The organism is Brevibacterium sp. (assembly GCF_022712115.1).
In the GTDB taxonomy this organism is placed as follows: Bacteria; Actinomycetota; Actinomycetes; order Actinomycetales; family Brevibacteriaceae; genus Brevibacterium; species Brevibacterium salitolerans.
In genome coordinates, this window is the sequence record NZ_JALAHB010000016.1 from 1 (window position 1) to 7924 (window position 7924).

The 7924-nt window shown below is 73.2% G+C and carries 9 protein-coding genes; 4 read left to right on the forward strand and 5 right to left on the reverse strand.

Translation table 11 applies throughout. From position 1 onward, the window contains the following. Positions 1–804 (forward strand): dihydrofolate reductase family protein (locus Q0A33_RS00535; RefSeq protein ID WP_291791560.1); only part of this gene is annotated, 804 nt, incomplete at its 5' end. On the opposite strand, the gene Q0A33_RS00540 is transcribed toward Q0A33_RS00535, so the two are convergent. Then, positions 770–2065, reverse strand: a complete 1296-nt coding sequence (locus tag Q0A33_RS00540; RefSeq protein ID WP_291791563.1) for an alpha/beta fold hydrolase — start codon at positions 2063–2065, stop codon at positions 770–772. The two genes, Q0A33_RS00535 and Q0A33_RS00540, sit on opposite strands and share 35 nt — an antisense overlap. Before the next feature lie 161 nt (positions 2066–2226). Here Q0A33_RS00540 and msrB point away from each other — a divergent pair, with 161 nt between their 5' ends. Both msrB and Q0A33_RS00550 read left to right on the forward strand, forming a co-directional pair. Next, positions 2227–2682 carry a peptide-methionine (R)-S-oxide reductase MsrB gene (gene msrB, locus Q0A33_RS00545; protein ID WP_291791566.1) on the forward strand — a complete coding sequence of 152 codons (456 nt, stop codon included), beginning with the start codon at positions 2227–2229 and terminating at the stop codon, positions 2680–2682. Continuing rightward, on the forward strand, positions 2679–3254 hold the full coding sequence (locus Q0A33_RS00550; protein WP_291791569.1) for a GNAT family N-acetyltransferase: 576 nt from the start codon (positions 2679–2681) through the stop codon (positions 3252–3254). Before msrB ends, Q0A33_RS00550 begins: the two co-directional genes overlap by 4 nt. Here the strand turns inward: Q0A33_RS00550 and hemQ are convergent. The 4 genes from hemQ to Q0A33_RS00570 all read right to left on the reverse strand — a co-directional run bounded on the left by hemQ (position 3238) and on the right by Q0A33_RS00570 (position 7120). Further along, a complete protein-coding gene (gene hemQ, locus Q0A33_RS00555; RefSeq protein WP_291791572.1) occupies positions 3238–3948 on the reverse strand; it encodes a hydrogen peroxide-dependent heme synthase in 711 nt (236 codons plus the stop codon). The two genes, Q0A33_RS00550 and hemQ, sit on opposite strands and share 17 nt — an antisense overlap. Continuing rightward, entirely contained in the window at positions 3945–5465 is a 1521-nt protein-coding gene (hemG, locus tag Q0A33_RS00560) for a protoporphyrinogen oxidase (protein WP_291791575.1), read from the reverse strand. Before hemG ends, hemQ begins: the two co-directional genes overlap by 4 nt. A 5-nt stretch (positions 5466–5470) precedes the next feature. Further along, on the reverse strand, positions 5471–6523 hold the full coding sequence (hemE, locus tag Q0A33_RS00565; RefSeq protein WP_291791578.1) for a uroporphyrinogen decarboxylase: 1053 nt from the start codon (positions 6521–6523) through the stop codon (positions 5471–5473). An 87-nt stretch (positions 6524–6610) separates the two neighbouring features. Beyond that, positions 6611–7120 carry a flavin reductase family protein gene (locus tag Q0A33_RS00570; RefSeq protein ID WP_291791581.1) on the reverse strand — a complete coding sequence of 170 codons (510 nt, stop codon included), beginning with the start codon at positions 7118–7120 and terminating at the stop codon, positions 6611–6613. A gap of 165 nt (positions 7121–7285) precedes the next feature. On the opposite strand from Q0A33_RS00570, the gene Q0A33_RS00575 reads away from it, so the two are divergent. Further along, on the forward strand, positions 7286–7924 hold a 639-nt coding region (locus Q0A33_RS00575), incomplete at its 3' end, for a DUF3000 domain-containing protein (protein WP_291791584.1).

Genomic DNA, 7924 nt, shown 5'->3' on the forward strand with positions numbered 1-7924 from the left:
CTGCCGCAGGCCGCGGACGGACCGCGGCGACACCCCGCGCAGTTCCCGCCGGAGACCGGTGAGGCCGGTCTCGTCGCGCTGTACGCGGACCTCACCGGTGCGCCGCGGGACGCCGGCGGCATGTGGGTGCGCGCGAACATGGTGACGACGCTCGACGGCGAGGTGGTGGGCGGCGACGGCAGATCCGGCTCCATCTCCTCGCCCGCGGACAAGCGCGTCTTCTCCGTCCTGCGCGGGCTGGCCGACGCCGTGGTGGTGGGCGGTGCCACAGCACGGACCGAGCGCTACACCCGGCTGGCACCCAAGGCAGACCACCTGGACCGGCGACGCTCGCGCGGACAGGAGGACGTCCCCGTCCTCGTGCTCGTCTCACGGTCCGGCGATGTCGACCTCGCCCGCCTCGAGGAGGCCGGCAGCTCCCCCGTGCTCGTGCACGCCTCCGCCGCGCACGTGCCTGCCGACCGCGCTGCCGCGATCCGCACCACCCTGGGAGCCGAGGCCCTCGTCCTCCACGCGGGAGAGCCCACGCCTGCGGCCGTCCTCGCCGATCTGCGCGCCCGCGGGCTCCGCGAGATCCTCCACGAGGGCGGGCCGGGCACGCTCGGGCGCTGGGTGGCCGCCGGCTGCATCGACGAGCTCTGCCTCACCGTCTCCCCGGTGCTCGCGGGCCCGCCGGGTGCCGGTGCCCCCCGCTCCGTCCTGGACGACTCCGGACCGGAGCAGCTGCAGCAGGCGGTGCCGCTGAGCATCCTCACGGACGGCTCCACGCTCATCCAGCGCTGGGGGCTGGCGCCCTCACCCTGAGCTTGGCCTCGAGGTAGTTCGCCACATCGTCCTCCCAACGCTCCGGGTCCACGTTCCACTCCTTGGTGTGGGCCGCCGTGTCGTAGTGCGGCATCGTCACGAGGTCCGACCGGACCCGCGCCAGCGAGTGCGAGGGGCCCGAGGGCACGAACTCGTCGTCGTCGGAGTGGATGAGGAGCACGGGCCGGTCCAGCTCCGAGGCCCGCGTCACCCAGTCCAGCCGGTCGAGGTCCAGCGGCGTCTCCAGTCCCGTGAAGGGACGCGCCCAGGGCTGCGAGATCATCTGCAGCGTGAGCCGTGCGATGGGGGTGGGCAGGTAGTTCAGCCGGGCCTGGTTGTCCAGCACGTCGTACCAGTCCACCACCGGACCGTCGAGGACGAGGCCGGCGATCCGCTCCCGGTTGCGCCCGCGCGAGGCGGCCTGGAAGACGATCGCCCCGCCCATGGACCAGCCGAACAGCACCACCCGCCGGGCCCCGTGCGCGAGCGCGTGGTCGATGGCGAGGTCCACGTCGATCCACTCCGTGTCGCCCAGGCCGTACCGCGCGGCGGCACTCGTGCGGACCTCGGGATCGTTGCGGTAGGACATGGCGAGGGCGGGCACGCCCAGGGTGTCGAGGACGCGGGCGGCACGGAGCGTCTCCGTGCGGGTGGCGCCCCGGCCGTGGACGAGAATCGCCCAGGTGTCCGCCGGAGCGGCGGCGCGCGTGGGGAGGAACCAGGCAGGGAGATCGCCCACGTCGGAGCGCAGGACCACGTCCTCGTAGGGCACCCCGGTCTGGGCGGGGTGGGTGAAGACGGAGCCGGTCCACTTCCCCCAGCGCGCCCGGCGGAGGTCTCCCGAGGTGACCGATTCGACGCGCCGGGCCACGGTCCGCGAAGCGGGGTCGTACTCGACCACCTCGCCGATCCGCGCGTGGCCGTTCCCGCCGGCGAACATCAGCCCGTAGGTGCCGGGCAGCATGGTGTCCTCCGTGGCCGGCAGCTGCACCGTGAGATCGTCGTCGAATCCGGAGACGTGGAGGATCTCGAGGTCCTCCGGACTGTTCTCCGGCACCACGATCCTGCGGGCGAAGTACACCGCGAGGCCCGAGGAGGCGATGGACACGAGCGCCGCGAGCCCCGCGCCCGCGGCGAGCACCGTGCTCGCCACGCGGACCACCGTGCCGGAGGACGGCCCCTCCCCCGTGCCCGGCCCCTGCGGCGTCCTGCTGCGTCCTGTCCTCGTGCGCGCCACCGCGGCCGACCGTCTCACGCTCATGCCGCAATCCTATGCACCGCAGGCGGGGAGACCGCGGGCGGAACACACGCGCGCCGTGCGTGGTTATCCTGCTGTGACCACTGCGGCGCAGCGGACGCCTGCCGGAGACGGCACGGCGCACCCACTGTGCCGCCACCGCGGACGACGAACGGAGACGGCTCATGGAGCAGGCAGCAGGCGCCGAGCGCACAGAGGCCGAATGGCGGGAGATCCTCTCCCCGGAGGAGTACCACGTGCTGCGCGAGGCCGGCACGGAGCGGCCCTTCTCCGGCGAGTACGAGACGGAGACGCGCACGGGCGTCTACGCCTGCCGCGCATGTGGGGCGGAGCTGTTCCGCTCGCAGGCGAAGTTCGACGCGCACTGCGGCTGGCCGTCGTTCTTCGCCCCTCTGGCGGAGGACCGGGTGCGCTACATCCGGGACTCCTCGATGGGCATGGAGCGCATCGAGGTGCGCTGCGCGGCCTGCGACTCCCACATGGGCCACGTGTTCCGGGGTGAGGGCTTCCCCACCCCCACGGACCTGCGCTACTGCATCAACTCCGTGAGCCTGCGGCTGGTGCCCGAGGACGAGGCGGAGGCCGCCGGGGCGCGCACGGGCAGCGCGGACGCGCAGTGAGGCAGGAGCACGGCGACTGGGTCCTCGCGGACTTCTCCGGCCTGCGCGCCGAGGAGCTCTACGGCATCCTCCAGCTGCGCAGCCGCATCTTCGTGGTCGAGCAGGACTGCGTCTTCCTCGACCTCGACGGCGTGGACACCCTGCCCGGCACGCACCACCTCTTCCTGCCGCAGGCGCCCCGCACGGCGCGCGACTCGCACGGTGCGGAGGCCGGGGTCTCCGTGGAGCCCGCCGCCTACGCCCGCGTCCTCCCCGAGGGCTTCGCCGACGGGCCCGCCGCGCGCCCCGGCGCCCGCAGCGTAGGCCGTGTCGTGACGGACCCGGCCGCGCGGGGCACGGGGCTCGGCCACCGCCTCATGCAGGCGGTCGTGGAGCTCTACGGGCACGCGGACCTCACCCTCAACGCCCAGGCCCATCTAGAGGGCTACTACGGCCGCCACGGGTTCGCGCTCTCCGGACCCGGCTTCACGGAGGACGGGATCCCGCACATTCCCATGCACCGGCCGGGCGCCGAGGACCGGGTGCGGGCGGAGCTCGGCGCCGGGCGGACCGGACTCAGCGCCAGCCGGTGATGATCTCCTGCAGGGTGCGGCGGGGACCGGTGAAGAAGGGGATCTCCTCACGCACGTGCAGACGCGCCTTGGTGTCCCGCAGATCCCGCATGAGATCGACGATCCGGGCGAGCTCCTCGGCCTCGAAGGCCAGCACCCACTCGTAGTCGCCCAGGGCGAACGCGGCCAGCGTGTTGGCCTTCACGTCCTTGTAGTCCGCGGCCGCCATGCCGTGCTCGCGCAGCATGGCCGAGCGCTCCTCCGCGGGCAGCACGTACCACTCGTAGGACCGGACGAACGGGTAGACGCAGATGTAGGCCCCGGCCTCGTCGTCGGTGAGGAACGCGGGCAGGTGCGCCTTGTTGAACTCCGCCGGCCGGTGCACCGCCATCGCCGACCACACCGGCTCCAGCGCCGCTCCCAGCTCCGTCCTGCGGACCGCGGCGTAGGCCGCCTGGATCAGCTCCACGGAGGGCGCGTGCCACCAGAACATGATGTCCGCGTCCGCGCGGAAGGCGGACACGTCGTAGATGCCGCGCACCACGAGCCCCAGCTCCGCGAGCGGGGCCAGTGCCGCGTCGACCTCGGCGGAGAGCGTCTGCCTGTCCGCCGTGCCGAGCTCGCCGGAGACGGCGAACACGGAGTAGGCGACGTAGCGGGTCTCCTGGTTGAGCTTCTCGATCTGCTCCGGAGTGGGAGGTGTGTAGTCGCTCATGCGTGCTCCTTCGTGAGAATGGTGGATGAGAGGTCTGCGAGGACGCGCTGCGCCGTGGCGCGCGCCCGGGAGATGCAGGCGGGTATGCCCACACCCTCGAGGTAGCTGCCGGCGAGCGAGAGGCCGGCGGACGTCGAGGCCGTCAGCGCGGCCGCGAGCTCCGCGTGGCCGGGAGCGTACTGCGGCAGGGCCCGCTCCCAGCGGCGCACCTCCGCGTGGACCACGGCGGCCTCCTGACCGGTGGCCTCCCGCCATTCTGCCAGCGCGGCCTCGATGAGTGCGGCATCGTCGCACTGCTGCCAGGCGGTGTCGCCTAAGCGGCCCACGCTCATCCGCACCACGTGCCGGCCGGCCGGCAGCTCCGCGGCCAGCCACGGCCACTTGTTGGAGGAGAAGGTCGAGGCCTTGACCAGGCTCCCGCGCACCGGCGGCACGAGGTAGCCCGAACCGGACAGCGCATCCGTGCCTGCGTCGTCGAGGACCGCGGTGATGACGGCCGAGGAGGCGTAGCCGATCCCGGACAGGAGCTCCGCCGTCCGCGGATCCGCCTCCCGGAGGAGGCCTGCGGCCGCCCAGGCCGGCACCGCCAGCACCACGTGGTCGTACTGCTCCCAGCCGGCCTGCGTCCGCACCGCCGGGCGCGCCTCCCCGGAGGGCCTGCCTGCGCGGATCTCCCGCACCCCTGTGCCTGTTCTGATGCAGGCGCCGAGGGCGGTCAGCCGGTCCGCGAGGGCCGGGATGAGACCGCTGATGCCGCCGCGCAGCGAGCAGAACACCGGCGGCTGGCCGTTCCCGCCCGAGGCCCCGGGAATGCTCGCGCCCTGCGTCTGCGCCCGGGACGCGAGCACCTCCCGGACCGTCTCCAGCACCGGGGTGCCCTGCTGCGCGGCCGGGAGGAGGGCGGGCACGGTGGCGGCCAGCGAGAGCTCGCGGCACCGGCCCGCGTAGACCCCGCCGATGAGCGGATCGATCAGCGTGTCCACGACCTCGTCGCCGAGCCGGGAGGCCAGGAAGCCGCCGCAGGACACGTCCCCGTCCTGCGGCGGCGTGAGCGTCTCCTCAGCGACTCTCGCCACGCCCTCGGGGCTGAGGACCTCCGCGAGTGCGCGCGGATCGCCGGGCACGCCCATGAGCGTGCCCCGCGGGATCGCACGCAGGCCGTGGTCGGTGAGGATGCGCGAGCCGTGCGCCGTGGACGGGTGCACCGGCGTCAGTCCCAGCTCCTCCATGAGCTCCCGGGTCTCCGGGCGGCGGTGCAGCGAGGCCTCGGCGCCCTCGTCCGCTCCGCCGGGCAGCAGCCCGCCCAGCTCCGTGCGGGACAGGCATCCGCCCAGCCGCGGTGTGGACTCGTAGACGGTCACCTGCACACCTGCCGGGGCCAGTCCCTGCGATGCGGAGTCCTGCGACGCGGAATCCCGTGCGGTGAGCAGGCGCAGCGCGGTGGTGAGGCCGGAGATCCCGCCGCCCACGACGGCGACGGACGGCACGTGCTCCGGGGAGTCTGCGGTGCGGTCCACGGTGATCAGCGGCCTCCCAGGATCTCTGCCGAGACGCGGTGGACTTCCTCGACGATCCTGCCGGGCACCTCGGGATCCGTCGTGGGCAGCACGCCGTGGCCCAGGTTGAAGACGTAGCCGCCGGGATGCTCCAGTCCCGCCCGCACGATCTGCTCCACCCGCGGGCGCAGCACCTCCCAGGGGGCGAACAGCATCGCCGGGTCCAGGTTGCCCTGCAGCGCCTGTCCCGTCTGCACCCGGGAGGAGGCGTCCGCGAGATCGACCCGGAAGTCCACGCCCATGACGTCCGAACCGGCCTCCGACATGGGAGCCAGGAGCTCCCCGGTCTGCACGCCGAAGTGGAAGGAGGGCACCGCGAGGTCCGCGAGGTCCGCGAAGACCTGCGAGGAGTGCGGGAGGACGGAGGCCCGGTAGTCCTGCGGCGAGAGGTATCCGGCCCAGGAGTCGAAGAGCTGGAAGGCCTGCGCGCCGGCCTCCAGCTGCACGCGGAGGAAGGCCGAGGAGATCGCGCCCAGCCGGGAGAGCAGGTCCGAGAACAGCTGGGGGTCCCCCAGCATCATCGCCTTGGTCCGCTCGTGGTTGCGGCTGGGGCCGCCCTCGATGAGATAGCTCGCGAGCGTGAACGGGGCCCCGGCGAAGCCGATGAGCGCGGTGTCCGGGTGCTGCGCGTCGAGCTCCGCGCGGATGGCGCTCACGGATTCCGCGATGTCCGCGAGCTCCGCCGGGTCGAGCTCTGCCAGCCTGTCGAGGTCCGCGCGGCTGCGCACCGGGTGCGCGATGACCGGGCCCACGCCGGCCTGGATCTCCACGTCCACCCCGGCCGCCTGGAGGGGCACGACGATGTCGGAGAAGAAGATCGCCGCGTCCACCCCGTGCCGGCGGACCGGCTGCAGGGTGATCTCCGTGACGAGCTCTGGGGTGCGGCAGGCCTGGAGCATGGTGGTGCCGGAGCGCAGGCTGCGGTACTCCGGCAGCGAGCGCCCCGCCTGGCGCATGAACCACACCGGGGTGCGGGAGACGGGCTGGGAACGGGCCGCGGAGACGAGAGTGGGCTGCATGGGCATCAGTCTCTCAGACCGCACGGACACCGCCGACCGCACCCGCCTCCGCGGGATCCCGGATCTCGCCAGACGGAAGCGGTCCGCTCACTCCAGCGCCGAGTCCGTGCCCAGGCCGTGGAAGGTCCGGTCGCGGTAGACCATCCCCGTGCCGGGCTCGCCCCGACGCACCTCGGTGATCTCCGCGATGACGACCACGGCCTCGCCCAGCTCCACCGTCCGCGTCACATGGCCGATCAGCACGGCCGCGGCGTCCGCGAGCACCGGCGTCCCGTCCTCGAGGCGGTCCCAGTTCTGCTCGGGCGTGAACCGGGGCGCGCCGCGCGTGGCGAAGTCGCGGGCGAGGCGGACGTGCCCGGCGTGGACGAGGTTGACGCTGAGCCGGTCCGCCTCCAGCACGGCGACGGCGGACCGGGAGGTGCGCATGAGTGAGAAGAGCACCGTGGTGGGCGTGACCGAGACGCTCGCGACGGAGGAGGCCGTCATCCCCACCGGACCCTCGGCGCCTGTCGCCGCGATGATCGCGATGCCGCCCGGGTGGTGCCGGAAGGCCTCGCGGAAGTCCTCGCTGAGCTTCTCCTCTGTCACGTCCTGCATGGGTGCCGTCTCTCCGTTCCGATGTGAGCGGTGCACGTCTGTGCCCTCGCCACCGTGCAGAAGGCACATGCGTCCGGTTCTATTCCCGTCCCGGATTCGGCGGATTCCGGCCGCGCCCGGCGTGGGTCCGCCACGGCAGGAGCCCGAGGTCCTACGGTGGGTGGCGTGGCTGCACTGACCCCCATCCATCCGACGCCCGAGGCGTTCGCACGCGTCCGCGCCGTGCTCGATGCGGCCGCGGACGTCCCCCACGTGACGGTGTCCGCCATCCGCGCTCCGGACGGGCTCGCGCCGTTCGCCGTGGCGGTGGGCGCCGAGGTCCATGCCGACGCGGCCTTCCAGCGCGTGACCGGCGAGGAGATCGACGAGCTCGCGACCGGCAGGATCGTGGTCCTGCACGACCCCTCCGCACCGGCGGAATGGCGGGGCGAGTTCCGCATCGTCTCCTACGTGCGCGCCGAGCTGGAGCACGAGATGGGCGGCGAGGCCATGCTGGGCGCGGTCGCCTGGTCCTGGCTCAGGGACGCGCTGGAGGCGCAGGACTGCGAGGTGCGCGAGGCCGGCGGCACCACCACCAAGGTGATGTCGGAGAGCTTCGGCACCCTCTCGGCCCGCCCCACCACGATCGACCTCGAGATGCGCTCCTCCTGGACCCCCGTGCTCGGCGAGCCCGAGGACATCGCCCGCCACTTCGACGCCTGGATCGACCTCCTCACCACCGTCGCCGGCCTGCCGCCCCTCCAGGGCCTGCGCGGCTACGGCCACTGTAAGCTACCTGGGATGCACAGGAGCACAGCCGGCCGA

Bases quoted from the DNA above. Each gene is read 5' to 3' on its own strand.
- Q0A33_RS00540 (WP_291791563.1), bottom strand. From the start codon at position 2,065: ATGAGCGTGAGACGGTCGGCCGCGGTGGCGCGCACGAGGACAGGACGC.
- msrB (WP_291791566.1), top strand. From the start codon at position 2,227: ATGGAGCAGGCAGCAGGCGCCGAGCGCACAGAGGCCGAATGGCGGGAG.
- hemQ (WP_291791572.1), bottom strand. From the start codon at position 3,948: ATGAGCGACTACACACCTCCCACTCCGGAGCAGATCGAGAAGCTCAAC.
- hemE (WP_291791578.1), bottom strand. From the start codon at position 6,523: ATGCAGCCCACTCTCGTCTCCGCGGCCCGTTCCCAGCCCGTCTCCCGC.
- Q0A33_RS00570 (WP_291791581.1), bottom strand. From the start codon at position 7,120: ATGCAGGACGTGACAGAGGAGAAGCTCAGCGAGGACTTCCGCGAGGCC.